Annotated in this window: 20 protein-coding genes, 2 tRNA genes and 1 pseudogene; 16 read left to right on the forward strand and 7 right to left on the reverse strand. The window is 72.3% G+C overall.

Features of this window, described 5'->3' with window-relative positions:
- Positions 1–42: 42 nt before the first annotated feature.
- The 7 genes and pseudogenes from ACFXKG_RS08025 to ACFXKG_RS08055 all read left to right on the forward strand — a co-directional run bounded on the left by ACFXKG_RS08025 (position 43) and on the right by ACFXKG_RS08055 (position 6,912).
- Positions 43–1,107, forward strand: coding sequence for a phosphatase PAP2 family protein (locus tag ACFXKG_RS08025; protein WP_384834512.1), 1,065 nt, complete (start codon positions 43–45; stop codon positions 1,105–1,107).
- Complete coding sequence (locus ACFXKG_RS08030; protein ID WP_384834131.1) at positions 1,028–2,248, forward strand: hypothetical protein; 1,221 nt, start codon at positions 1,028–1,030, stop codon at positions 2,246–2,248. The genes ACFXKG_RS08025 and ACFXKG_RS08030 overlap by 80 nt, the downstream gene beginning before the upstream one ends.
- Positions 2,239–3,873, forward strand: coding sequence for a hypothetical protein (locus ACFXKG_RS08035; RefSeq protein WP_384834135.1), 1,635 nt, complete (start codon positions 2,239–2,241; stop codon positions 3,871–3,873). The genes ACFXKG_RS08030 and ACFXKG_RS08035 overlap by 10 nt, the downstream gene beginning before the upstream one ends.
- Positions 3,874–3,925: 52 nt before the next feature.
- Positions 3,926–5,266, forward strand: a complete 1,341-nt coding sequence (locus ACFXKG_RS08040) for an AAA domain-containing protein (RefSeq protein WP_384834138.1) — start codon at positions 3,926–3,928, stop codon at positions 5,264–5,266.
- A 73-nt stretch (positions 5,267–5,339) separates the two neighbouring features.
- Positions 5,340–5,702, forward strand: a complete 363-nt coding sequence (locus ACFXKG_RS08045) for a hypothetical protein (RefSeq protein WP_384834141.1) — start codon at positions 5,340–5,342, stop codon at positions 5,700–5,702.
- Positions 5,703–6,138: 436 nt separating this feature from the next.
- A pseudogene (locus ACFXKG_RS08050) lies at positions 6,139–6,848 on the forward strand (bifunctional DNA primase/polymerase).
- Positions 6,839–6,912, forward strand: a tRNA-Lys gene (locus ACFXKG_RS08055). The pseudogene ACFXKG_RS08050 and the gene ACFXKG_RS08055 overlap by 10 nt, the downstream one beginning before the upstream one ends.
- A 90-nt stretch (positions 6,913–7,002) precedes the next feature.
- Here ACFXKG_RS08055 and ACFXKG_RS08060 read toward each other — a convergent pair.
- Positions 7,003–8,247, reverse strand: coding sequence for a M6 family metalloprotease domain-containing protein (locus tag ACFXKG_RS08060; protein ID WP_384834143.1), 1,245 nt, complete (start codon positions 8,245–8,247; stop codon positions 7,003–7,005).
- Between the two features lie 464 nt (positions 8,248–8,711).
- Here ACFXKG_RS08060 and ACFXKG_RS08065 point away from each other — a divergent pair, with 464 nt between their 5' ends.
- Complete coding sequence (locus ACFXKG_RS08065; RefSeq protein WP_384834146.1) at positions 8,712–10,769, forward strand: putative bifunctional diguanylate cyclase/phosphodiesterase; 2,058 nt, start codon at positions 8,712–8,714, stop codon at positions 10,767–10,769.
- Positions 10,770–10,919: 150 nt separating this feature from the next.
- Here ACFXKG_RS08065 and ACFXKG_RS08070 read toward each other — a convergent pair whose 3' ends face one another.
- The 4 genes from ACFXKG_RS08070 to ACFXKG_RS08085 all read right to left on the reverse strand — a co-directional run bounded on the left by ACFXKG_RS08070 (position 10,920) and on the right by ACFXKG_RS08085 (position 15,262).
- Positions 10,920–11,993 carry a serine hydrolase domain-containing protein gene (locus ACFXKG_RS08070; RefSeq protein WP_384834149.1) on the reverse strand — a complete coding sequence of 358 codons (1,074 nt, stop codon included), beginning with the start codon at positions 11,991–11,993 and terminating at the stop codon, positions 10,920–10,922.
- A gap of 248 nt (positions 11,994–12,241) precedes the next feature.
- Entirely contained in the window at positions 12,242–13,297 is a 1,056-nt protein-coding gene (locus ACFXKG_RS08075) for an LLM class flavin-dependent oxidoreductase (RefSeq protein WP_384834514.1), read from the reverse strand.
- Positions 13,298–13,547: 250 nt separating this feature from the next.
- On the reverse strand, positions 13,548–14,276 hold the full coding sequence (locus ACFXKG_RS08080) for a decarboxylase (RefSeq protein WP_384834152.1): 729 nt from the start codon (positions 14,274–14,276) through the stop codon (positions 13,548–13,550).
- A complete protein-coding gene (locus ACFXKG_RS08085) occupies positions 14,273–15,262 on the reverse strand; it encodes a decarboxylase (protein WP_384834154.1) in 990 nt (329 codons plus the stop codon). Before ACFXKG_RS08085 ends, ACFXKG_RS08080 begins: the two co-directional genes overlap by 4 nt.
- Positions 15,263–15,451: 189 nt before the next feature.
- Between ACFXKG_RS08085 and ACFXKG_RS08090 the strand changes: the two genes are divergently transcribed.
- Together ACFXKG_RS08090 and ACFXKG_RS08095 are read left to right on the forward strand one after the other, a co-directional pair.
- Entirely contained in the window at positions 15,452–16,402 is a 951-nt protein-coding gene (locus ACFXKG_RS08090) for a D-2-hydroxyacid dehydrogenase (protein ID WP_384834157.1), read from the forward strand.
- Positions 16,403–16,466: 64 nt separating this feature from the next.
- Positions 16,467–17,930 (forward strand): amidase, encoded by a 1,464-nt coding sequence (locus ACFXKG_RS08095; protein ID WP_384834517.1) that lies wholly within the window; start codon positions 16,467–16,469, stop codon positions 17,928–17,930.
- A gap of 101 nt (positions 17,931–18,031) precedes the next feature.
- On the opposite strand, the gene ACFXKG_RS08100 is transcribed toward ACFXKG_RS08095, so the two are convergent.
- Positions 18,032–18,529, reverse strand: coding sequence for a DUF3830 family protein (locus tag ACFXKG_RS08100; protein WP_384834160.1), 498 nt, complete (start codon positions 18,527–18,529; stop codon positions 18,032–18,034).
- A 107-nt stretch (positions 18,530–18,636) separates the two neighbouring features.
- Here ACFXKG_RS08100 and ehuB point away from each other — a divergent pair, with 107 nt between their 5' ends.
- From ehuB to ACFXKG_RS08130, 6 genes are all read left to right on the forward strand, one after another.
- Complete coding sequence (gene ehuB, locus ACFXKG_RS08105) at positions 18,637–19,539, forward strand: ectoine/hydroxyectoine ABC transporter substrate-binding protein EhuB (RefSeq protein ID WP_384834163.1); 903 nt, start codon at positions 18,637–18,639, stop codon at positions 19,537–19,539.
- Positions 19,536–20,228 carry an ectoine/hydroxyectoine ABC transporter permease subunit EhuC gene (gene ehuC / locus ACFXKG_RS08110; protein ID WP_384834166.1) on the forward strand — a complete coding sequence of 231 codons (693 nt, stop codon included), beginning with the start codon at positions 19,536–19,538 and terminating at the stop codon, positions 20,226–20,228. Before ehuB ends, ehuC begins: the two co-directional genes overlap by 4 nt.
- A complete protein-coding gene (gene ehuD / locus ACFXKG_RS08115) occupies positions 20,225–20,878 on the forward strand; it encodes an ectoine/hydroxyectoine ABC transporter permease subunit EhuD (RefSeq protein WP_384834169.1) in 654 nt (217 codons plus the stop codon). The genes ehuC and ehuD overlap by 4 nt, the downstream gene beginning before the upstream one ends.
- Positions 20,868–21,650, forward strand: coding sequence for an amino acid ABC transporter ATP-binding protein (locus ACFXKG_RS08120; RefSeq protein ID WP_384834172.1), 783 nt, complete (start codon positions 20,868–20,870; stop codon positions 21,648–21,650). The genes ehuD and ACFXKG_RS08120 overlap by 11 nt, the downstream gene beginning before the upstream one ends.
- A 190-nt stretch (positions 21,651–21,840) precedes the next feature.
- A complete protein-coding gene (locus ACFXKG_RS08125) occupies positions 21,841–22,599 on the forward strand; it encodes an IclR family transcriptional regulator (protein WP_384834174.1) in 759 nt (252 codons plus the stop codon).
- A gap of 69 nt (positions 22,600–22,668) precedes the next feature.
- Positions 22,669–22,742 (forward strand) — tRNA-Lys (locus tag ACFXKG_RS08130).
- Between the two features lie 85 nt (positions 22,743–22,827).
- Here the strand turns inward: ACFXKG_RS08130 and ACFXKG_RS08135 are convergent.
- On the reverse strand, positions 22,828–23,319 hold the full coding sequence (locus tag ACFXKG_RS08135) for a phospholipase (RefSeq protein ID WP_384834177.1): 492 nt from the start codon (positions 23,317–23,319) through the stop codon (positions 22,828–22,830).
- Positions 23,320–23,623: the final 304 nt, after the last annotated feature.

Raw genomic sequence — 23,623 nt, forward strand, 5'->3', positions numbered from 1 at the left:
ACCGTACGGTTGAACGTCGGCCGAAAGCTGCATGAAAACATGATGGAGACCGCCCGGATGTCGTACCGCGCCAGCGCCAGCGCCGCCCGCGCCGGTGGGAGAACGACGCACCCCCCGCGACTTCGGCCCCGCTGGTGGACCGAGCTGGCGCTGCTCGTCGTGGTGTACGCCGCGTACTCCGCGGGCCGGCTGCTGGCGCGCGGGGACGTGTCGACGGCGGTCGACCACGGGCTGGCGATCCTCCGCGTGGAGAAGGCTCTGTTCCTCAACGCCGAGCATCCCCTCAACCGGCTCTTCACCAGCACTCCGGCGATCGGGATACCCGCCGACTTCATCTACGCCTCGCTGCACTACCTGGTGACACCGGCGGTCCTCGTCTGGCTCTTCCGCCGCCGTCCCGCCCGCTACCGGGCGGCCCGCACCTGGCTGATGATCTCCACCCTCCTCGGTCTGGTCGGCTTCACGCTCCTGCCCACCTGTCCGCCCCGGCTGCTGGACGCGGGGCACGGCTTCGTCGACACCATGGCGCAGTACAGCTCGTACGGCTGGTGGGGCACGGAAGCCAGCGCGCCGCGCGGGCTGGGCGGAATGACGAACCAGTACGCGGCGATGCCGAGCCTCCACGTGGGGTGGGCGGTGTGGTGCGGGGTGCTGCTGTGGAAGCACGCGCGCACTCCGCTGGTGCGGTGGCTGGGCGTCATCTATCCGCTGGTCATCACCGTGGTGGTGATGGGCACGGCGAACCACTACTTCCTGGACGCGGTCGCGGGCGCCGCGGTGATGGGCGCGGGCGCGCTGCTGACGGGCCCCGTGACGCGCGCGCTGGAGCGCGTACGGGCCCTGGCCGCCGGGCGGCCGGTGGGGGCGGAGCCGGCCGACGGGCCGTCGCCGGTGGGGACGGAGCCGGCCGACGGGCCGTCACGGATGCCTCTCACGGCCCGGGCCGCTCCCCCGGCACACGCGGCGGACCCGGCCCGTTCGGCCCGCACGGCCCCGATTGTCAGCGGTGGATGCGAGACTTCCGCGGGTGAGCGATTCCCTGGGCAGCGGACCCGCAGCAGCACCAGCACCTCCTCCGCAGACGACACTCCGGCGACGGCTCGCTGAGCTGCGCGGCCCCACCGTCGCGCCGCATCCGCTCGACGCCCGCGCGCTGGCCGCCCTCGCGGCCAACCCCGGCTGCCGGCGCCGCGCGCTGCTCGACGGCGCGGGCGTCGACAAGGCCGCGCTGGCGACGGCGCTCGGCTCACCGGGTCCGTTCGGACAGTCGCAGTTCGCGTTCATGCGCGGCAACGCCTTCGAGGCCAAGGTGAAGGCCGACGGGGGTACGGAGCTGATGCGGCTGGTCGCCGAGCGGCTCGGCGGCGCCGCGCCACCGCCCGCCCCGGGCGAGGTCCTCGTACCCGACCTGTCGGCGGCCGGTCCCGAGGGCCGGGTGGCCCGTACGGCGCTGGCGCTGCGCGAGGCCACGGAGGCGGGCGGGTGGGCGCTGCTGGACCATCCGCTGCTGGCCCTGGAGGTCGCGGGGTCACCGGCGTATCTGGAGCCGGACGCGGTGGTGGTGCGGCCCGACGGCCTGTGGACGGTCGTGGAGATCAAGTCCTTCCCGATGATCGACGGTTCGGCGGACGCGGCGAAGGTGGGCGCGGCGGCCCGGCAGTCGGCGGTGTACGCGCTCGCGCTGGAGCGGGTCGCCCTGCGCACCGGGGGCGCCGAGGTGGGCCACCGGGTACTGCTGGTCTGCCCCAAGGACTTCTCCAACCTGCCGACGGCGTCCGTGGTCGACGTGCGCAAGCAGCTCTCGGTGACGCGCCGGCAGCTCGCGCGGCTCACCAGGATCGAGGAGATCGCGGCGGCGCTCCCCGAGGGCACCACCTTCGACGTGGAGCGCTGCTCGGGCGCGGAGCTGACGAGCGCCGTCGAAGCGGTCTCCGCGGCCTACGCGCCCGAGTGCCTGGCCGCCTGCGAACTGGCCTTCCACTGCCGCTCGGCGGCGCGCGCGGACGGCGCGGTGGAGGCGCTGGGCCGTGGCGTACGGGGCGAGCTGGGCGGGCTGGCCGAACTGGGCGGACCGGCGGTGCTGGCGGCCGCCCGCGGCGAGGCGGGCGACCCGGCGGACCCGACGGTGGCGACGCTCCGGCGGGCGGCGGCGCTGCGGGCGGAGGCCCTGGCCGCGGCGCGGCGCCCTCCATCGGCGGATGCCGGGGACGCCGCCGAGGCTGTCCTGGAGGCGGTCCCGTGTCGCTGATCGGTACGCTCGCCCGGCTGGAGGCCATGGAGAGCGGGCGCGCCCAGCCGCTGACGACGGTCCGGCACCGCCGGATCTCCGACCGGCCGCTCGTGCTGGTCCCGCTGACGACCGCGGGCGAGGCGGGCGCTCCGCTCGGCGCGCTCGTCGGGACGGACCGGGACGCGCCCCGGCTGCTGACCGTCGCGCAGCCGCGCGACCGCGATCTGCGGTTCGCGTTCCTCGGCGAGCTGGCCGAGGCGGTCCTGCCGCATCTGGACGCGTACGCCGATGTGATCGAGCCCGCCGAGCGGAACGAGACCGACCCGGAGACCGGGAAGCGGGTCAAGGTCGAGGTCGAACTGTGCGTGGACGCGCCGCAGCTGATCGTGCCGAACCGGCCGGGCGTCGACTTCGTCCGGCTGCTGGGCCGGTCGATGCGGTTCCGGCGGACGGCGGAGGACGATCCGGACGCGCCGTACCCCGCGCCGCCGCGCGTGCCGCTGCTCGGCCGCTGGCTGACGCACTACGGCGAGCGCGCCCGGGTGCCGGGCTCCTCGCTGCTGCTCGCGGTGACGGATCTGCTGAACCGCCACTGGGCGACGGGCCAGTCCAATCTGGAGGACCAGCATCTGGGCGCGCTGCTGGCCTGGCTCGACCCGCCGGACGGGATCCCGGGCGCGGAGGCGGCGCTCCGGGCGGAGCTGGGGCGGGACGGGGAGGGGCAGTTGGTGTGCCCGCCGGCCGGTCCGGCGACGGATCCGGCGTTCGACAACCGGCTGCTGGCGCCCGCGATCGAGGCGTACGACCGGGCGCGCGGCGCACTCGCGGCGGCGGAGGACGGGCCGGGCGCGGAGGAGCAGCTGGCCCGGCTGACCGCGGCCGAGCGGCGGATCCGCGAGCTGCTGGAGTCGGTCATGCGGCCCACGTGGGACGCGGTCTGGCACGGTCTGGACCTGCTGGGCGCGCTGCCGGAGGGCGAGCGTGTCGACGGCCGCTGGACGCGCGACCGCTGGTCCTTCACCGGCCACCGCGACCGGGTGCGCGCCGGGGAGCCGCCGCAGCCCCGCAGGGACGACGCGGTGACGGCGGCGCAGAAGCTCGCCTCGCGGGAGACGGCGCAGGGGCAGCTGGAGGCGCAGGAGGCGCTGGACGACCCGCTGGTGCTGGCGGGGCGTCGGCTGGCCGGTGAGGCGTTCCTCGGGGAGGTGACGGAGGTGGAGATGGCGTACAGCGAGAGCAAGCGGCCGAGCCCGCGCCCCCTCGTCACGCTCCGGACCGACGACCGCCCGCAGCTCGGCGCGGGGGTGAAGGTGTTCCGCTCGCTGGACGGCAGACCGCAGACGGCGGAGTTCGTACGGTACGAGGCGGCCGGCCCGGTGCGGGAGGAGGGCGGCCTGCTGGTGGTGCGGCTGACCGACCGCATGGGCCGGAGCAAGGAGCCCGCGCCGGGTTCCGTACCGGAGAAGGGCGACCGGATCGCCTGGACGCTCTTCGAGCACGACCAGCGGGGCGGTCCGAAGCTGCCCGACCCGGAACAGACGCCATGGACCCATGGCGGCCCGCCGGCCGGCCCGGAGGGGACGCTCGACGGGTCCGTGCCCGCACCGGCGCCGGACCCGGTGACGGAGGAGGACTTCCTGTGAGACCCCTCAGCCCGGTACACCGCCGCCGATCTCGATCCCCGGAGCCCCGCCGATGAACGAGCCCACCGTCCCGGACCCGGGCGCCGCCGCGACCCGGGCCACCGACGCGATCCTGCGCGACACGCTGCACGGCGCGCACCGCGGAGTCGTCGTCGACTCGCCGCCCGGCGCGGGCAAGTCGACGCTCGTCGTGCGGGCCGCGCTGGAGCTGGCCGCGGCGGGGCGCCCGCTGATGGTGGTCGCGCAGACGAACGCGCAGGTGGACGACCTGGTCGTCCGGCTAGCGGAGAAGAATCCCGAGCTGCCGGTCGGCCGGCTGCACAGCAACGACCCCGACCCGTACGACAAGACGCTGGACGAGCTGGCGAACGTACGGAAGTCGGCGAAGGCCGCCGATCTCGCCGGTCTCGACATCGTCATCTCGACGGCCGCGAAGTGGGCGCACGTCCAGGGCGTCGAGCCCTGGCGGCACGCCATCGTCGACGAGGCGTACCAGATGCGTTCGGACGCGCTGCTCGCCGTCGCCGGGCTCTTCGAGCACGCGCTGTTCGTCGGGGACCCGGGTCAGCTCGACCCGTTCAGCGTGGTGGGCGCGGACCAGTGGGCGGGGCTCTCGTACGACCCGTCCGCCAGCGCCGTCTCGACCCTCCTCGCGCACAATCCCGAGCTGCCGCAGCACCGGCTGCCGGTGTCGTGGCGGCTGCCCGCGTCGGCGGCGCCGCTGGTCTCGGACGCGTTCTATCCGTACACCCCGTTCCGCAGCGGTACGGACCACGGCGACCGGCGGCTCGCGTTCGGTGTCCCGTCCGACGGCTCGGGGCCGGACCGGGTGCTGGACGAGGCCGCCGCGTCGGGGTGGGGGCTGCTGGAGCTGCCCGCGCGGCGCACGCCCCGAACGGATCCGGAGGCGGTACGAGCGGTGGCGGTGGTGGTACGCAGGCTGCTCGACCGGGGGGCGGCGGCCACCAGCGAGCGCGCTCCCGATCCGGTGCCGGTGACGGCGGACCGGATCGCGGTCGGCACGGCCCACCGCGACCAGGCGGCGGCGGTGCGGGCGGCGCTCGCGGAGCTGGGGGTGAGCGGTGTGGCGGTGGACACGGCCAACCGGCTCCAGGGCCGTGAGTTCGATGTCACGGTCGTCCTGCACCCGCTCTCGGGGCGCCCGGACGCGACCGCCTTCCATCTGGAGACGGGCCGGCTCTGCGTGCTGGCCTCGCGCCACCGGCACGCCTGCGTCGTGGTCTGCCGGGCGGGCGTGGCGGAGCTGCTGGACGAACATCCGTCCACGGAGCCGGTACAGCTCGGGGTGACGGTGAAATTCCCGGACGGGTGGGAAGCCATGCAGTCGACCTGGGCCCAGTGGTCGGAGCACCGGGTCACGTGGCGCCCCTGAGGGGTACTTGCGGCGGGCGGGACAATGGACCGTGGCCCGCGGGCCCGGTACACGCACGAGCAGGAGGACTGACATGGCGGATCCCGAGCGGAGTGAGCGGAGTGAGCGGCGGCGTCCGCTGCGACCCGCGCCGCTGCTCTTCGAGCCGTCCGAGGCGGTCGCCGACCCCGAGCACTTCTTCGATCTCGAATCGATCGAGGACCCCGCCGAGCTGCTCGCCCGGTCGACGGAGCTGACACTGGCGTTCCGCGCGGCGACGGACCGCGCGGTGGAGTTCCAGGCGGTCGCCGCGGCGCAGCTCGCCGATCCGCGCCGGTTCGACCGGCTGACGACGGCGGACATCGCGGAGCGCGCGGAGTGGACCGAGGACTACGCGAAGAAGATGGTCGAGTTCGGCCGGGAACTACTCGCGGGCGACGCGCAGCCGGGCCAGTAGCCCGGCGGTGACGCGCGGCCGGGGCCGTGGCCCGGCACTGACGCGCGGCCGGCGCCGTGGCACGGCGGTGACGCGCGGCCGGGTCAGCAGCCCGACGCTGACGTCCGGCCGGCGCCGTGGCCCGGCACTGACGCGCGGCCGGGGCCGTGGCCCGGCACTGACGTGCAGCCGGCGCCGTGGCACGGCGGTGACGCGCGGCCGGGTCAGCAGCCCGACGCTGACGTGCGGCCGGCGCCGTGGCCCGGCAGTGACCTGCAGCCGGGTCAAGTGGTCCGGCAGTGACCTGCAGCCAGGTCAAGTGGTCCGGCGGTGGCCTGTAGCCGGGGCAGTAGCCCGGCATATGCCGGGGCGCAGGTTACGCCCCTCTGGGGTGTCCTGTCCCGGTTTCCGGAAACCCTGGGGAATCGGTTCATCACTCCCGGTAGACCTTATGGTCATGAGCTCATGGCTAAGAGATGAAGCCCCATTACGCCCCGGCCCGAGCGAGGACGAGCGCCGCACCGACCTCTTCGGCCTGCTGAGCGACGCGGGCCGCCACCAGACCGCCCAGGTCACCCCGGCCGGCGCGGACTGGCTCGCGTCCGCGGGCCCCTCCCCCCGCTCCCTTCTCTCCCTGTGGGCGGCCCGGCCCGCCACCCCCGGCGTGCTGCCCTGCGGCTCCGCCTTCGACGTGGTGAGCGCGCCGGCGATGTTCGGGCGGCACATGCTCAACCGGCTGTGGTGCGACGGCCCCGGCTCGGGCCCGGTCGCCGCGCACCGGGGCCGCACGCTGCTCTTCGCGGCGCCGGGCACCGCCCAGCGGCTGCCGTCACTGCTCTCCTGGGAGGAGTGGGGCGGCCGGGGCCCGGACGGGCGGGACACCGCTCCGCCGCCGCTGTTCTGCCACGGCGCGGGCGACGCCGTGACCGTACCGCCGCTCACCCCCGGCGCCCGGTCCGGGCCGCGCTGGCTGGTCGCGCCCGACACCCGCCACCCGTGGCTGCCGGGGCCCGACGTGCTGCTGTGGGCCTGCGTCCGGGCGGCCCGTACGGCGGCGCGCACCGCGCTCGGCCGCCTGGGCTGACCTCCTCGAACGCCTCCGGCATATCGATTTTTCTTCGCGCCGATCCGGGTGCTAAGGTCTACGACGTCAGCAGGCGCCGCTAGCTCAGTTGGTTAGAGCAGCTGACTCTTAATCAGCGGGTCCGGGGTTCGAGTCCCTGGCGGCGCACCGACAGGAAAGGCCCCTCGCTCCGGCGAGGGGCCTCTTCCGTATGCCTGCCCGCCTCGGACATCTGCCCGCCTCGGACGGCCGCCCGCTTCAGCCGGCCGGGGTGATCTTGACGGTGAAGGCGCCCGAGGACGTCCGCTCGGCCACCTGCACCTGGGTCCCCTCCCCCGGCACGGTGAACGTCTCGCCGACCGCCAGCGGCGCGTCCGCCAGGGGCGGGTAGACCGACCGCTCCCAGCACGCCTCGCTGCCCGGGTGGGTGTCCACCACCTCGACCGGACCGCCGCCGGACGCCTTCCCGCTCCGTACCCGGTAGATCAGCACCCCCTCCGTACAGGTGTGCAGATCGTTGCGGGTGGCGGTGCGCGCCTCGATCGCCAGGGCGGAGTCCTTGCCCGTGCGCACCACCGCGAGCCGGGTCCCGGCGGCGCCCCCGAAGGAGGGCTCGGCCGCGATCGGATCGAGGGTGAGGAGGGTCGTTCCCGTGGGGGGGACACAGCTCACCTGCCGCCGGTCCAGCCAGCCGAGCTTCCACTTGTGCCAGGCGAAGAAGTCCGGCGCCAGACCGAACTGGCTGCCCATCACGTCCCAGTCGCCGACGTAGGTGTCCCAGTCACCCTTGTCGTCGGTCGGCCGGTGGTAGAGGTCCGCCAGGTCGAAGACGTGCCCGGTCTCGTGGGCCAGCACGTTGCGGTCGGGCGGATGCCGCTCGAAGACGGTGACGACGCGCTTGATGTCCGTACCGTCGGCGCGCATCGGCTGGTCGAAGTTGACCACCTTCGTGGCGTCGGAGTCGACGCCCGGCGCGTCCGGGTCGGCCACGAAATAGACCACGTCGTACCGGGAGAAGTCGATCTCCGGATCGGCGGCGGCCAGCGCGTCCCGCAGATAGGCGGTGCGCCGGGCCGGCTCCCAGTCGCGCCGTATCCCGTACGAGGTGGAGGGGCGCGGCATCGTGAACCAGCGGAGCTGCGGGTGCGCGCGGAGCGTGAACCTGCCGTACGAGGCCCGCTCGTAGAAACGGCTGGTGGCCGGGAAGTGGTCGGCCGCCAGGGCGTCCGGGGTGGCGAGCGGCCGGGAGTCCGGGAAGGAGAGAAAGATCATGACCGCGTCGAGGGAGCGGACGGGCCGGGGATAGTCGTCGTTCCAGGTGTCCAGGCCGACGGAGTGGTGCGCGGCGGTACGGGGCAGGGCGCAGGGCCCCTGCGCGGTCGCGGTCGCGGCGGGCCCGGCCACCAGAGACGTGGTGGCGACCGCCATGAGGGAGGTGAGGGCCGCGGCGGCCCTGCGCAGCCGTGGCCTCTCCACTGCCTCGGGTGGCTGCGGATGCTCCACATCGACCTCCGGCTACGGCAGGGGAAACGGCGGTACGGCGGGTACTGCGGGTACGGCGTTCGGCGCGGCGGACGCGGGGCGGCACGCCACCCCCACCTTGTGCCGGTTTGCCGCGGTACGCCCTGTTGGGCTGCCCCACGCGGGTGAGAGCGGCCCGACACCCCGGGCCCGGCGGCGATGTCACAGCCGGTCACCTTTGGGTGGCCCGGTGCCACAGCCGTGCAGAAACGATCGCCCGACGCCGCGGGAACGGCTCTTCGGGGCCGCCTTCCGTACGGGGGAGCTGGAATGGCCACCCGGCCTACCTCTATGATCGGCACACTTTCTCTGGCTGATCCGTCTCCACCACCCCCCTGTACGACACGACTGCACCGCGGGAGCGAGCCGTGAGCGGAACCTCCGAAGGGCCGCCCTCAGCGGCGGTCGCGGCAGCGGGCGGCGGACACCCGCCGAACACGGAGCGTATGGATCGTCCGGAACGTCGGACCGTGGGCAGAGCCGTCCCCGACGACGACACCGAGCGACACGACCGGCCCGTCGCCGAGCAGGCCGACCGCACCGAGCAGCGCGCGCCGCACGAGACGAGTGAGGCGCGCGACTACCGCGCCGCCTTCCATGTCTCCCGGCTCGCCATGGCCCTCCTCGACCGCGAGGGCACGGTCCTCGACGCCAACGACGCGCTCGGCGCACTCCTCGGCACCGGGACCGGCGCGCTGGCCGACCAGGCCGCCGCCGACCTCCTCGACCTGGCCTCCGACACCCGCACCTGGCACGCGTACCGCGAAGCCCTCGACAGCCTGCGGGCCCGATTCCGCTGCACCCGGCGCCTCAAGCACCCCGACGGGAGGACGCTGTGGGCCGAGGTCACCGTGGCCCCCGTACCGGACACCGATCGCGTGCTGCTGTCGGTCACGGACATCAGCGACCGCCGTGAACTCCAGGCGCGGCTGCGCCATCTCCAGCAGCACGACCCGGTGACCCGGCTGCCCAACCGCACGCTCTTCTTCGAGCGGCTCGCCGCGGCGCTGGAATCGTCGGCGCCCGGCGACGGGCCGTTCGAGGGCGGGGGCGGGACATACGGCAGCAGGACCTACGCCACGGGCGCGGCGGCGTACGGCACGGGCATCGCGTACGGCGTGGCGTCGGCGGCGGCATCCTCCTCGGCAGCAGCAGCGTCGTACTCCGCGCGCGGACACGACCGCGCCTCCGGTCCCGGGCGCACGCCCGGGCGCGGTCCCGGGCGGGGAAACGGCAGAGTGGATGGCAGAACAGGGCGGATCGGCCTCTGCTATCTCGACCTCGACGGTTTCAAGGCCGTCAACGACACCCTCGGCCACCGCACGGGCGACCGGCTGCTGGCCGCCGTCGCGGGCCGGCTCACCGAGTGCGCCGACCACGGCGGGTACACGCGCAGCGGCGGCCATCTCGTTGCCCGGCTCGGCGGCGACGAGTTCGCGATCCTGGTCGAGGACTCGACCGGTACGGAACAACTCGCCGACCTCGCCCGCTCCGTGCTCGCCGCGCTCCAGCGCCCCTTCGACCTCGCCGGGCAGCGGCTCTCCGTGTCGGCGTCGATCGGGGTCGTGGAGCGCGCCGTGGAAGGCACCACCCCGACCGGGCTGATGCAGGCCGCCGACACCACGCTGTACTGGGCGAAGGCGGACGGCAAGGCCCGCTGGACCCTCTTCGACCCGGAGCGCAACGCCCACCGGATGACCCGGCAGGCGCTCACCTCGGCGCTGCGCCCGGCGGTCGAGCGCGAGGAGTTCGTCCTCCAGTACCAGCCGCTGGTGGGAATGGCCGACGGGATCGTACGGGGCGTGGAGGCGCTGGTCCGCTGGAACCACCCGCAGTTCGGCACCCTGTCGCCGAATCGGTTCATCGGTATCGCCGAGGAGGACGGCTCGATCGTGCAGCTCGGCGGGTGGGTGCTCCGTACCGCCTGCCGCCAGGCGCGACGCTGGCAGCTCGACCACCCGGGCGCCCAGCCGCTGTTCGTCAGCGTCAATGTGGCCGTACGTCAGGTGTGGGACTCGGACCTGGTCGGGGACGTGGCCGGGATCCTGGCGGAGACCGGACTCTCGCCGCACCTGCTGCAACTGGAGCTGACGGAGTCCGCGGTGATGGGCTCGGCGGGCCGTCCGCTCCAGGCGCTCCAGGCGCTGAGCGACATGGGCGTGCGGATCGCGATCGACGACTTCGGCACCGGCTACTCCAACCTGGCCTATCTGAGCAGGCTGCCGGTCTCGGTGCTGAAGCTGGACGGCTCGTTCGTCCGCGGGTTCCGGTACGACGAGGGGGTGCACCCGAGCCCGGCGGACGAGACGATCGTGGAGGCGCTGATCCAGCTGGCGCACCGGCTCGGGCTGACGGTCACGGCCGAGTGCGTGGAGACCTCGGGCCAGGCGGCACGGCTCCAGCGGATCGGCTGCGACACCGGGCAGGGGTGGCTCTTCTCCCGCCCGGTGGCACCGGAGCGGATCGCGGAGATGATCGCGGCGGTGAGCCCGAACGGGGTGTGAACGGTCCGCCCGGGGCCCTTGGTCCCCCGGGCCGGAACGCCGCGCCACGAGCCTCTGCGCCGACCGACCGTCCGACCGCGCCGGCGGCGCCTCGCGTCGCGGTCCCCGCGCTGACGATCCTCTCGCCACGGTCCCCTGCGACGGGCCCCGTCAGCTCGTCAGAGCCGCCGCTATTCGCTCCGCCATCCGGCTCTGTTCCGCGTCGCGCCGTACCGGCGTGTAGGACCAGACCATCCGCAGCTTCCGGTCACGGGTCCCGAACGCGCCCGAGTTGTATCCGTACCGCTCACCGGTCTTGCCCCAGAAGGTGACACCGTTGACCGTGACCGTCTGGAGCCCGGCCGAGTAGCGGGCCGGGGTGCCGTCGACCATCAGCACCTCCGGGGGCGGCAGGGTGAACATGTGCTCCAGGAGGGACGGTGGCAGAAGTTCGCCCGCGAAGAGAGCGGCCAGGAACGTCTCCAGATCGCGGGTCGTGGAGACCGCCTCTCCGCTGCCGTAGGCGGCCGACTGGTTGTAGACGGTGGCGTCCTCCAGTCTGCCGTCGCTCATCTCCTGATAGCCATGGACATGGGGGCCGTGCAGATACGGATCGTCGCTCGCCGGTACGGACGTGCCGGTCAGCCCCAGCGGCTGGGCGATACGGCGGTGGATCTCCGCACCGTACGCACGGCCGGTGACCCGCTCTACGACCATCGCCAGCAGAAGGAAGTTGGTCCCCCGGTACTCCTGTTTGGTACCCGGATCGAACTTCATCCCCTTCGTACGGGTGACCCTCGCCAGCAGGCGCGCGGGCGTCAATCGGTCGTACCGGTGGGCCAGGATCTGCTCGGGGGTGCTCAGGTCCGGCTGATCGGGGCCGCTCGCGTCGGGCAGGCCGCTGGTGTGCATCAACAGGTGCGAGAGCCGGATCTCGGGATACTCCGCCGGCAGCAGATCCGGCAGATACCGCTGGACGGGGCCGTCCAGGCGCAGCCGTCCCTCACGCACCAGTTGGAGTACGACGGTCGCGATGAATGCCTTGCTGATACTGCCGGCCCGGACCTGGTCCCCGGTTCTTATCGACCTTCCGCTGCGCAGGTCGGCGACGCCCGACGTGCCGTACCAACGGCCTGCCGCGCCACCGACGCGGAGCTGCGCGCCCGTCGCCCTCGGGTGCTCCAGGTCGTCGATGGCGGATTGCAGGGCCTTGGTACTGAGGGACGGGAGGGGTGAAAGAGGCAAGGGAGACGGGCGTGATGGGTACGACTCGGCGGCGGGCCCTGCGTACGCCCGCGCGGGAACCGCCGCGGCGAGCGCTGCGGTCAACGCGCCGCCGACGAGGACCCGGCGCGAGAGCCGACGCGGGGACGAGGCACGTAACGAGGACTCGGAGATTTCGGTCATGTCTCCAGACTGAGGCTCCGCGTTCCCCACCGGATCAGGGCAGTCCCCGATCCAACCCCGACGTTCCCCTCACCGGCCCTCAGGTGTCACCCCTGAGACTCGCGCCCCGGCAGGCCGTATCCGTCCGCGATCAGCTCGTAGCTGCGCAGCCGCGCCTCCCCGCCGTGCGAGTTGGCGGTGATCATCAACTCGTCGGCACCGGTGCGCTTCTGAAGGTCGTTCAGCCCGTCGACGACCGCGTCCTTCGTGCCGTGCACGATGTTGCCGAGCCAGCTGTTGACGAACTCCTCCTCCATCGGGCTGAACCGGTACGCCTCCGCCTCCTCCGGCGTCGGGACCAGCCCCGGCCGGCCTGTCCGCAGCCGGACCATCGAGAGCGCGCCCGTCATCACCTGGCGGCGGGCCTCGCGTTCGTCGTGGCTCGCCAGGGCCGCGACGCCGATCAGGGCGTACGGCGCGTCGAGCACGGCGGAGGGCTTGAACGACTCGCGGTAGAGGTCGAGCGCCGGGATGGTGTTCTGCGCCGAGAAGTGGTGGGCGAAGGCGAACGGCAGCCCCAGCACCCCGGCCAGCCGGGCGCTGAAGCCGGAGGAGCCCAGCAGCCAGATCGGCGGGCGGGCCGCAGGTCCCTGGACCGGTCCCGGCACGGCGTGGATACGGGAGTACGGGTGGCCGTCGGGGAAGTCGTCGTCCAGGAAGCGGGTCAGCTCGGCGAGCTGCTGCGGGAAGTCGTCCGCGCCCTCGTTCAGCCGGTCGGAGCGGCGCAGCGCGGCGGCCGTCGCGCCGTCGGTGCCGGGCGCGCGGCCCAGGCCGAGGTCGACGCGGCCAGGGGCGAACGCCTCCAGCGTGCCGAACTGCTCCGCGATCACCAGCGGCGCGTGGTTGGGCAGCATGACGCCGCCCGAGCCGAGCCTGATGCGCTCGGTGTGGGCGGCGAGATGCGCGAGGATCACGGCGGGCGAGGTGGAGGCGACGCCCGGCATGGAGTGGTGTTCCGCGACCCAGTGGCGGTGGAAGCCGCGGTTCTCGGCGAGCCGGGCCAGCGCGACGCTCGTACGGAGCGCCTCGGTGGCGGTGGTGCCGCTGCCCACGGTGACCAGGTCCAGTACGGACAGGGGCACGGGCGCGGTGCCGCGGGCCATCCCCCGGATCGGGTCCGCCTCCCTCGCCGTTTCCGTCGTGCCTCGATCCGTCGTGCCTCGGCTCGCCTCGTCCACCGGTCAGCTCCTCCTGCGTGTGCGTCATGCGTCATCGTGAAGTCAGTGCACAGCACTCAACAGGAGGGTATCTCCGTTTATTCCCCGGCCGACGGGGTGTTCCCCCGGCCGACGGGTTACTCCCCGGCCGCCGGGTTCCCCCGGGCCGCCAGGTTCCCCCCGCCCGGCGGGCCCGTCACGCCGGGGACGGCCTGCTCGCGAAGAGCGTGCCCAGTTTCGGCTCCCGCACCGTGCGCTCCGCGAGCCGCAGCCCTTCCCAGACCGTGACCTGGTTCGCCGTGAGCACCGGCTTGCCGAGCACCTCCTCCAGCTCCGGCAGATACCCCGCCGTGTGCAGGGCCGTGTCCGGGAGCAGCACGACCTCCGCGTCCGGGTGGTCACCCGCGCGGGCCAGCTCCAGCACCTGCTCGCGGCCCCACGTGCCGACCTCGGCGGCCGTGATGATCCCGCTCGCCCGGTCGGCCACCACCTCGATGCCGGCCGATTTGAGGAAGACCCCGAAGTACTCCGTGACGTCGTCCGGGTAGGTCGCGGCGACGGCGACCCGTTCCGCGCCCAGCGCCCGTACGGCGTGGGCGAACGCGAACGACGTGCTCGACGCGGGCAGCCCCGCGGCCCGGGCGAGGGCGCGCGTCTGCTCGTGCGCGCCGTCCCACCCGTAGACGAAGCTGCCGCTGGTGCAGGCCCAGACCACGGCCTCGGCACCGGCCAGCCGCAGCTCCTCCACCCCGGCCGCCAGCCGCTCGCCCGCGCCCATCTCCAGCAGCGCGTCGACGCGGTGGGCGTCCTCCCCGATGTCGGTGTGGACGACCTGCAGTCTGACGTCGCTCGCGAGCAGCATCTCGATGCGCGGGTAGTCGTCCTCGGCGGAGTGGCCGGGGTAGAGGAATCCGACGGTGGTCATGTCCATCCTTCCGTATCGTCCGGCAGCGGCAGTGCCGGCGGGACGGGCCCGCCGGGGCCGGCCGGTGCGACGGGTGACGCCGGTGCCACCGATTCCACCGTAGGCACGGACTCGGCCGACGGCTCACCCTCCGCGGGCGGCGGGACCGGCACACCCGGGCGGAGCGGGGTGAGCGGCGTGATCGGGACGATCGGCGTGATCGGCACGATCACCGGCATCGGCGTGGCCGTCGGTGCCGACAACGACGGCGACGGCCGGTCGAGCAGCAGCGCCTGGTACGGGCCGACCGCGTGCGCGCCGAGGCGGCGCAGCGCGGCCCACATCGTGACCTGGTTGGCGGAGAGCACCGGCATGCCCAGTTCGGCCTCCAATTGCGGAATCACGTCGTACGTCGGCAGATTCGTGCAACTGATGAACAGCGCGTCGGCGGCCCCGACGGCTGCCTGTCGCGCCATGTCCATGACCGACCGGTAGGGGACCTTCCAGATGTCCCGGGTCAGCCCGAGGAAAGCGCGTCCCGTAACGGCTGCCCCCACCTCCGCCAGATACTCCTCCAGCGCCCGTGTGACGGACTCCGTATAGGGCGTGACCAGCGCGATCCTGCTCACACCCAGTTCCTCCAGCGCCTCGACGAGGGCCCCGGAGGTGGTGAGCGACGGCACCTCCCCGGCCCGGGTCATCGCCTCGCACATGGCCTTCTCGCCGGCCGGGCCGCCGACGAAACTGCCCGAGGCGCAGGCGTACGCGACGACCTCGGGTTCGGAGACGCCGAGGGCCCGGACGGCCTCCCCCAGGGTCTCGTGCTCACTGACCAGCCTGGCCAGGTCGAGGGAGACCTCGACCGGCACGTAGGGCGTCCTGGTCAGGCGCAACGAGATGTCGTCGGGCACCCATCGCCACAGCTCGCGATCGAGTGCGAAGTCGAACGGGGCGACCACACCCACGCCACGCTGTGGCTGCGGTCCACCCAGAAAGGAGACATCCATTGCCGGCCCCCTTGCTCACGCTCGTAGTGTCAAGGCACATGCTCTTGTTGACGACGGTAGGAGGGGGATGCGAGCGTGGTCAATCGGTACATCTCAGACGTTGCACGGAATTTTCCAACGGGAAATCCCGCTCGGCCCGCGCACCCGCTCCCACCTGGTGCAACGGCCCCGGCAGAAGGGCTGCTCCCCATGCCACCACCCACCCTCCTCGTCCTGTCGGCGGACCCGCCGCCGCGCCTCGGCCGGCTCACGGGACGGGCCAGGATCACCTCGGTCGACGCGGACGGCCTCGCCGAGCGGCTTCCGTCCGCGGACGCCCTGCTGGTCTGGGACTTCACCTCGGACGCGGTACGGGACGCCTGGCCGGGGCCGGGGGCGCGGCCCCGCTGGGTGCACACCGCGAGCGCGGGGGTGGACCGGCTGCTCTGCCCGGAACTGGTCGCGTCCGAGACCGTCGTCACCAACGCGCGGGGCATCTTCGAGGAGCCGATCGCCGAGTACGTGGCGGGGCTCGTCCTGGCCATGGCCAAGGATCTGCCCGGCACGCTGGAACTCCAGGGCCGGCGCCGCTGGCAGCACCGGGAGGGGCTGCGGGTCGCGGAGAGCCGGGCCGTCGTGGTCGGCGCGGGACCGATCGGCCGGGCCGTGGCCCGTACGCTGCGGGCGCTGGGCGTCACGGTGGCCGTCACGGGCCGCACGGCGCGCCCCGGGGTGTACGGCGCCGACCAGCTCGACCGGCTGCTGACCCGGGCGGACTGGGTGATCTGCGCGGCCCCGCTGACCGACGCGACGCGCGGCATGTTCGACGCCCGGCTGTTCGGGCTGATGCAGCCGTCGGCACGGTTCGTCAACGTCGGGCGCGGCCAGCTCGTCGTCGAGGACGATCTGGTCGCCGCGGTCTCCAAGCGGTGGATCGCGGGCGCGGCGCTCGACGTCTTCGACCAGGAGCCGCTGGATCCGCTGAGCCCGCTGTGGGACGTTCCCGGGCTGATCGTCTCCCCGCACATGAGCGGGGACACGGTCGGCTGGCGCGACCGTCTCGGCGAGCAGTTCGTCGAACTGTACGAGCTGTGGGTGGCCGGAAAGCCGCTTCCCAACGTGGTGGACAAGAAACGTGGGTACGTCCCCATGCATGACTGATCGCATCGGAGGCCACATGTCGAACGGCGGCACCAGGGATCACACGGCTACGGACCGGACGGCCATGGACGGGACGGCCACGGGCGGGACGGCCACGGACCGGACGGCCACGGACGCCCCCACCCGCCTCACCGACCTCACCGCACGCGCGCTGCTCGCGGGCTACGCGCGGGGCGACTTCTCCCCCGTCGACGCGACCCGTGCCGTACTGGACCGGATCGCGACGGTGCAGCCGCTGGTCAACGCGTTCGTACGGGTGGACTCCGAGGCGGCGCTCGCGCAGGCGGCGGAGTCCGCGGAGCGCTGGCGCAGGCAGGAGCCGCAGGGGCTGCTCGACGGGGTGCCGGTCTCGGTGAAGGACCTCTTCCTCCAGCGCGGCGGCCCCACCCTGCGCGGCTCCCGGGCCGTCCGGCCGGGGGGCGCGTGGGACGAGGACGCGCCGGCGGTCGCGCGGCTGCGGGAGCACGGCGCGGTCCTCGTCGGGAAGACGACCACCCCCGAGTTCGGCTGGAAGGGCGTCACGGACTCGCCGCTGAACGGGGTGACGCGCAACCCGTACGACGTCTCCCGCACCTCGGGCGGGTCCAGCGGCGGCAGCGCGGCTGCCGTGGCGCTGGGCGCGGCGCCGCTCTCCCTCGGCACGGACGGCGGCGGCTCGGTCCGTATCCCGGCGTCCTTCTGCGGGATCTTCGGCCTCAAACCGACGTACGGGCGCGTACCGCTCTACCCGTCGAGCCCCTTCGGCACGCTGGCGCACGCCGGGCCGATGACCCGGGACGCGGCGGACGCGGCGCTGCTCCTCGACGTGATCAGCGGCGCGGACTGGCGGGACTGGTCGCAGCTCGCCCCGGCGCGGGACGCGCGGGACGCGCTGGCGGCCGGTGCGGACGGGGTGAAGGGGCTGCGGGTGGCGTACTCCGCGTCCTTCGGCGGTCAGGTCGCGGTACGCCCCCAGGTGGCCTCGGCGGTGCGCGCGGCGGTGAGCCGGCTCGCCGAGCTGGGCGCGTACATCGAGGAGGCCGACCCGGACATCAGCGACCCGGTGGAGGCCTTCCACACCCTGTGGTTCACGGGGGCGGCGCGGCTGGTGGCGCCGTTCGGCAAGGAGCAGCGCAAGAACCTCGACCCGGGGCTGCGGGAGATCGTCGCGGACGGCGAGCGGCGGAGCGCGCTGGACTATCTGGCGGCGGTGGACGCGCGGATGGAGCTGGGGCGGCGGCTCGGCCGGTTCCACACCTCGTACGACCTGCTGGTCACGCCGACGCTGCCGATCACCGCGTTCGAGGCGGGCAGGGAGACCCCGAAGGGCTCGGGGCAGCGGCGCTGGACGGCGTGGACGCCGTTCACGTACCCGTTCAACCTGACGCAGCAGCCCGCGGCGACGGTGCCGTGCGGGGTGGACGGGGACGGGCTGCCCATCGGGGTGCAGATCGTCGCCGCGCGCCACGCGGACGAGCTGGTGCTGCGCGCGGCGCACGCGCTGTACGAGTCGGGGGCGGCCCGGATCCCGGCCCCCACGGCCGGCTGAGCCACCGGGCCGGCGGGAGCGGCGGGCAGGCGGGCGGCCCGCCGGTCCGCCCGTCGGCTCGCTTGCTCGCCTACCCGTCGGCCCGCCTGCCCGCCTTGGCGCTACGCGCGCCGGAAGCTGAGCGTCTCGCCGATCGCCCCCGCCCGCCAGAGGTCCTGGCAGGCGTCGGCCATCCGGTCGAGGCCGTCGACGATGCTGCCCCAGACGATGCCGGGGATCCACCCCATGTCGCCGTTGATCAGCAGGTTGTTGCGCTCGTAGAAGAGGGCGAGGTCCACGACCGTGCGGCGGCCCGCGGTGGCCTTCTCGTCGTAGCCGTACGACGCCGTGCCCAGCTCCGTGTCGGAGAAGGTGAAATAGCACAGATCCCCGGGGATCGGGGTCACTGTCGGATTTTCGAGGGGTGGCTCCTCGGCGGCGAAGGCCGGAAACAGCGCGTAGATCTCGTTGCGCGCGTACTTCGCGTGGTACACGTCCGAGCCCAGCGGCAGTGCCTCCCACACCGCGGCGCAGGTGACCGGAGCACGGTCGTCCAGGAGTTTCGCGGTGCAGTGCACGCCGCGCTTGTCCAATGACACGGTGACAAATCGATCGGTCATGCCCTCATGGTCCTCGTCCGGTCCCCCGAGTCAAGGGCACAGCGGCCGCACGAGATCGTCTCAAATCCATATGCATAACCCGTATGGAGTCGGGTAGCCGCGCGCCCATGGCTTCACCACCTGAGAACACCACGGAAAGACGCTCAAAACGGAACATAGGCCGACGTTCCCTGCTTCTGGGTACAGCGGTGCTGGGCGCGGCGGGGGCGCTCGGCGCGGCCGGATGCAGCAGGGTTCCGACGGGTGACACCCTCGCCCGGCTGAAATCGCAGCGCACCGTACGGCTCGGCATCGCGGGCGAGGCACCGTACGGGTACATCAACGACCAGGGCGATTTCACCGGCGAGGCGGTGGAGCTGGCGAAGGTCATCTTCAAGCGGCTCGGGATCGGCTCGGTGCAGCCCGTCGCGACCGACTTCTCCTCCCTGATACCGGGGCTCAACTCGCAGCAGTTCGATGTCGTCTCGGCCGGGATGTACATCAACGCCGAGCGGTGCGGCCAGGTCATTTTCGCCGACCCCGAGTACCAGATGCTGGACTCCTTCATCGTCCGCAAGGGAAATCCGAAGAAGCTGCTCTCCTATCAGGACGTGGTGCGCACGAAGGCGAAACTCGCCACGGGTACCGGCTACGCGGAGATCGATTACGCGATATCCGCCGGGATACCCGAGAAGGAGATCGTCATTCTGCAGGACCCGGTCGCGGGACTGAACGCCGTCGAGTCGGGACGGGTCGACGTCTTCGCCGGTACGGCGCTGACCGGGCGCGAAGTGGTGAAGAACAGCCGCAAGGCCGAGGCGACCGAGCCGTTCGCGCCGCTCGTGGACGGCGAGAAGAAGGTCGACGGCGGCGGTTTCGCGTTCCGTCCCACCGATACCGCTCTGCGGGACGCCTTCAACGTCGAGATCCACAAGATGAAGAAGAGCGGCGAACTGTTCCGCGTTCTCAAGCCGTTCGGATTCGCCGAGTCGGAGATGACCACCCTGACGGCAGAGGAGCTGTGCGCATGACCGCCGGCCTCTGGACCCACTGGGTGCTGCCGGGTGTCTGGATCACCGTTCAGCTCACCCTGTACAGCGCGGCGCTCGCCACCTTCGTGGCATTCGCCGTGGGAATCGCCCGTACGCACCGTTCGCGCGCCGTCCGTTTTCTCGCGGGCTTCTACACGGAGGTCTTCCGCGGCACGTCGGCACTGGTGCTGATGTTCTGGCTGTTCTTCGTCATGCCGGGACTCTTCGGCTGGGCCCTCGTCCCGATGTGGGCCGCCGTGCTGGCCCTGGGCCTGTCGTACGGGGCGTACGGCGCCGAGGTCGTGCGCGGCGCCCTGAACTCCGTCGCGCCGGCGCAGCGCGAGGCGGGCATCGCCCTGAATTTCACGCCGTGGCAGCGCATGCGGCTGATCCTGCTGCCGCAGGCGGTACCGGAAATGATCCCGCCGTTCTGCAATCTCCTCGTCGAACTGCTGAAGGGCACGGCGCTGGTCTCCCTGCTCGGGGTGGCCGACGTGTCGTTCGCCGCCTATCTGGTGCGGCTGGCCACCCAGGACAGCGCGCAGATCTACTCGATCACGCTGGTCATCTATTTCGTGCTCGCGTTCGTCCTCACGCGCGGCATGAAGGCGCTTGAGCGCAAGACGAAGGCCGGTATCGGCATCACCATGACACCGGGGACGCCGGGGACAGCGGGAGGCGCCCGATGAACAGCTGGGACTGGTCCGCCGTCGCGGACTTCATGCCACGTTTCTGGGACGGGCTGCTCCTCACCCTTCAGGTGCTCGTCCTCGGCTCGCTCCTCTCCTTCACGCTCGGGCTGGTCTGGGCGATCGGATTCCGGTCGCCGACGCGTTTCGTCCGGTGGCCGGTCAATGTCGTCACCGAGTTCATCCGGAACACGCCGCTGCTCGTCCAGCTCTTTTTCTTCTTCTTCGTCCTGCCCGAGTGGGGGGTGCAGTTCTCCGGGCTGACCACCGGGACGATCGCGATCGGGCTGCATTATTCGACGTACACGGCACAGGTCTACCGGGCCGGAATCGACGCGGTGCCCGTCGGGCAGTGGGAGGCGGCCACCGCGCTCAGTCTGCCCGTCGGCCGGACCTGGATCGCGGTGATCCTGCCGCAGGCGATCCGGCGCATCGTGCCGGCGCTGGGCAATTACGTCATCTCGATGCTGAAGGACACCCCGCTGCTCGCCGGGATCAGCGTGCTGGAAATGCTCCAGCAGTCCCGGCTGGAGAGCGCGGCCACCTTCCAGTACACCGAGCCGCTGACCGTGGTCGGTATCGCCTTCATCCTCATCGCCTATCCGGCTTCCCTTCTCATGCGAGCCCTGGAGCGTCGTCTTGTCCGCTGACCGAATCCCCCCGCAGACCACGGAAAAAGCCGCGGGCACCGAGCTGATCCGCTTCGAGAACGTCACGAAGAGATTCGGCGCGAACACCGTCCTGGACGACCTCTGTTTCTCCGTACGGCCGGGAAAGCACGTCACGCTGGTCGGCCCCTCCGGATCGGGCAAGACCACGATCCTGCGGCTGCTGATGACGCTGGTCAAACCCGACGAGGGCATCATCACCGTCAACGGCGACCAGCTGTTCCCCGCGACCGAGAAGCATGTGCGCGAAGTGCGGAAGAACATCGGAATGGTCTTCCAGCAGTTCAATCTCTTCCCCAACATGAACGTCCTGCGCAATGTCACGGAGGCGCCGGTCCGGGTGCTCGGACTCGACAAGGACGAGGCCGAGGAGCGCGGCCGGGAACTGCTCGACCTCGTCGGGCTCGGCGACCGCTGCGCGGCGAAGCCGACCCAGCTCTCCGGCGGGCAGCAGCAGCGCGTGGCCATCGCCCGCGCTCTGGCGATGCGGCCGCAGATCCTGCTGCTGGACGAGGTCACCTCGGCGCTCGACCCGGAACTGGTCGCCGGGGTCCTGGACGTCCTGCGGGACATCGCCCGCACCACGGACATCACCATGCTCTGCGTGACCCACGAGATGAACTTCGCCCGGGACATCTCCGACGACGTGATGATGTTCGACGCCGGGAAGGTCATCGAGTCGGGGCCGCCGGAGAAGATCTTCACGGACCCGGAGCACGAACGTACGCGCGAGTTCCTCGGCGCGGTGCTCTGAGCGCCGCGCTGACCTGCGCCCGGTCTCACACTCCGTTGAAGAAGTATCCCTCTGGCATATGCCAGCGTGGCGCGGCCCAGTACAGCGACCTGGGCCGCGCCGAATTCGGTGGTCAACAGCGCCCCTCTTTCCCACCCTTGACGGCTATCGTGGTGGTGAGCTTGCGGTAACAACCTGCCAAGGGGGGACCGTGGTGCTGAAGCCGGAGCCGACCGCCCCGTTCCATTCGGTGCGGTACGTCCTGCGTGTGCTGGAGACGGTGTCCCGGCACGGCGGCGGGGTGACCGCCGCCAGGATCGCCAGCGAGAGCGGGCTGCCGGCCGGACATCTCGCGCCGCTGCTCGCCATGTTGCGCCGCGAGGGTTACGTGGAGCAGGCGGCGGACGGGGCGTATGTGATCGGCGACTCGCTGACCCTGCTCGGTTCCGGCGCCGACCGGGCGCAGGTCCTCGAAACGCGGCTCCAGGACACCCTCGCCGAGCTGCGCGACGCGATCGGCGCGGCCATCTACGTCAGCCGGTACGTCGACGGCGAGATCAGGATCACCCAGGTCTCCGAAGGCCCCCTCACCCCCGCCGTCAACGAGTACGTGGACTTCCGTACGACGGCGCACGCGAGCGCGATCGGCAAGTGCCTGATGACCCAGCTCGACCACGGCAGCCGCAAGGAGCACCTCGCCCGTCACAAGATCGCGCGGTTCACCTCCCGCACGATCACCAGCGAGCGGCTGCTGCTCTCCCGGCTGGACGGCCACCCGCCCACCGTCCCCGTACTGGACCTCCAGGAGTACGCGGTCGGCACGGTCTGCGCGGCCGTCCCGCTGACGGCGGGCTCCGCGGTCGGCTGCCTCGCCCTCTCCCTCCCGCTGGAGCACGCCCACCGGCTGCGCGCGGCGGCCGAGACGCTGAACCGCAGGGCGGCCCCGGTGGCGCTGGCCCTGACGATCTGAGCCTCGGCGGGGGCGGAAGCGCTGGTGCCGAGCACCCTCGGACACCGGGTATTATTTTCGAGTCAGCAGGCGCCGCTAGCTCAGTTGGTTAGAGCAGCTGACTCTTAATCAGCGGGTCCGGGGTTCGAGTCCCTGGCGGCGCACCGACACAGGAAAGGCCCCTCGCGCGAGCGGGGGGCCTTTCCTCATGCTCATGTCAGATCACACCAGGGCGGATCGGGCCGAGGCTCAGGCCGCGCCCTTCGCGCCGCCGCCCTTCTGTCCGTCCACGCCGAAGATGTCCACCGCGTGGTAGTACGTCCACGCCGTCGCGTCGCAGGACGCCTTCGTCGCACCCGAGTAGGCCGAGCACACCCGCTTCAGGTCCGCGTAGAACGCGGAGTCGAGCCGGGCCTTGTTGGCGTCGAACTGCCCGGCCGCCTTGTAGTTGCGGTAACCGAAGTCGTGGCGCGCGCAAGAGGTGGCGAAGGGGAAGCCGAACGGGTTGTCGGGCGAGGAGGAGCAGTAGTCCGTGGACCAGTCGAAGCCGTAGGCGGACCAGGAGCCCTGGTTGCCACGGGCCGCGACCCAGGAGTTGTAGCTCGCCGCGCTCTCCTGGGTCCAACTGCTGAGCACCTGCGGCTTGTCGGCCGGTGCGGCGGTCGCCTGAGCGGCCGTCAGGAGAGTGAGGGGGAGGGCGAGTACGGCTGCTGCGAGAGGAAGTGCCAGACGTCTGCGCATGACGGAAAACCTCCGGGCATATGGGGGGAGACGCTCCATGACTGGGTTGGCACGGAGCGCCCACAGCGTGAACTCCACGGCTGTCGCACGGGTCTACGCGCGATGACCGACGCGGGAATGGTGCCCCAATTCCAGCCACCTGGAAACCCCTCTGGCGTTCGCACGCCCCTTGGGAGCGGCGCCTGTTGACGGTCCGTCCGCACTTGCCCGATTGGCTCCCGGGCGATCGGCGCCACACTCCCCAAGTCTTCACGAACCGACCCGCCGTCGGACCGGGCCGGGAGGCCGGACCGAGCGGCGGGTC

This window comes from Streptomyces sp. NPDC059255 (genome assembly GCF_042752355.1).
In the GTDB taxonomy this organism is placed as follows: domain Bacteria; phylum Actinomycetota; class Actinomycetes; order Streptomycetales; family Streptomycetaceae; genus Streptomyces.

Coding starts and splice junctions, on each gene's coding strand:
- ehuB (WP_384834163.1), top strand. CDS start 18,637: ATGGCTTCACCACCTGAGAACACCACGGAAAGACGCTCAAAACGGAAC.
- ehuC (WP_384834166.1), top strand. CDS start 19,536: ATGACCGCCGGCCTCTGGACCCACTGGGTGCTGCCGGGTGTCTGGATC.
- ACFXKG_RS08095 (WP_384834517.1), top strand. CDS start 16,467: ATGGACGGGACGGCCACGGGCGGGACGGCCACGGACCGGACGGCCACG.
- ACFXKG_RS08135 (WP_384834177.1), bottom strand. CDS start 23,319: ATGCGCAGACGTCTGGCACTTCCTCTCGCAGCAGCCGTACTCGCCCTC.
- ACFXKG_RS08025 (WP_384834512.1), top strand. CDS start 43: ATGGAGACCGCCCGGATGTCGTACCGCGCCAGCGCCAGCGCCGCCCGC.
- ACFXKG_RS08075 (WP_384834514.1), bottom strand. CDS start 13,297: ATGGCCCGCGGCACCGCGCCCGTGCCCCTGTCCGTACTGGACCTGGTC.
- ACFXKG_RS08080 (WP_384834152.1), bottom strand. CDS start 14,276: ATGACCACCGTCGGATTCCTCTACCCCGGCCACTCCGCCGAGGACGAC.
- ACFXKG_RS08085 (WP_384834154.1), bottom strand. CDS start 15,262: ATGGATGTCTCCTTTCTGGGTGGACCGCAGCCACAGCGTGGCGTGGGT.
- ACFXKG_RS08100 (WP_384834160.1), bottom strand. CDS start 18,529: ATGACCGATCGATTTGTCACCGTGTCATTGGACAAGCGCGGCGTGCAC.
- ACFXKG_RS08065 (WP_384834146.1), top strand. CDS start 8,712: ATGGATCGTCCGGAACGTCGGACCGTGGGCAGAGCCGTCCCCGACGAC.
- ACFXKG_RS08090 (WP_384834157.1), top strand. CDS start 15,452: ATGCCACCACCCACCCTCCTCGTCCTGTCGGCGGACCCGCCGCCGCGC.
- ACFXKG_RS08045 (WP_384834141.1), top strand. CDS start 5,340: ATGGCGGATCCCGAGCGGAGTGAGCGGAGTGAGCGGCGGCGTCCGCTG.
- ACFXKG_RS08040 (WP_384834138.1), top strand. CDS start 3,926: ATGAACGAGCCCACCGTCCCGGACCCGGGCGCCGCCGCGACCCGGGCC.
- ehuD (WP_384834169.1), top strand. CDS start 20,225: ATGAACAGCTGGGACTGGTCCGCCGTCGCGGACTTCATGCCACGTTTC.